Source organism: Sinanaerobacter chloroacetimidivorans, assembly GCF_018128545.1.
GTDB lineage: Bacteria > Bacillota > Clostridia > Peptostreptococcales > Anaerovoracaceae > Sinanaerobacter > Sinanaerobacter chloroacetimidivorans.
Genome location: NZ_JAGSND010000063.1, coordinates 1 through 605, shown reverse-complemented (window position 1 = coordinate 605; position 605 = coordinate 1). Strand labels below are relative to the sequence as shown.

Here is a 605-nt window from a genome sequence, read left to right as displayed (position 1 = left end):
GAAGAAATGACCTATCGCGGCGTCAGCATTAACGCTACCGTATCCTTCAGTGCTACTCAGGCTATCGCAGTCGGAGAAGCTGTTGAAAGAGGATTAAAGAGAAGAGAAGCAGAAGGTCTCGACAATTCAGAAATCAATCCTGTTTGCACCATCATGGTAGGAAGACTGGATGACTGGCTGAGAGAAATTGCGGAAAAGAAAAATATCAGCGTAGATCCTTGCGCGTTACACTATGCAGGAATTGCCTGTGTAAAGAAGGCGTATAACGTTTATAACGAAAGAGGATATAAGACCAAGATGCTATCCGCTGCTTACAGAACACCGTTACAGTGGCTGGAATTCATCGGCGGAGATATGATCATGACCATTCCTTATAAGAATCAGGTTCCTTTCAACGGATCCGATTTCGAAATCAAAGCGAGAATGGATAATGAAGTAGATCCTTACTACATCAAAGAGTTAAGAAAGATTCCTGATTTCATCAAAGCTTATGATGAAATGAGCGTAGAAGAATTTGATACTTTCGGACCGGTTAACAAAACTCTTGACCAGTTTGCAGGCGGTTATGACGATCTTGTAAAGATCATCAGAAAATTCATGATTAA

1 protein-coding gene is annotated in these 605 nt (G+C 41.3%); it reads left to right on the top strand.

Annotation, left to right across the window (positions count from 1 at the left end; genetic code table 11):
• Positions 1-605 (top strand): transaldolase family protein (locus tag KCX82_RS22875; protein ID WP_227020745.1); only part of this gene is annotated, 605 nt, incomplete at both ends.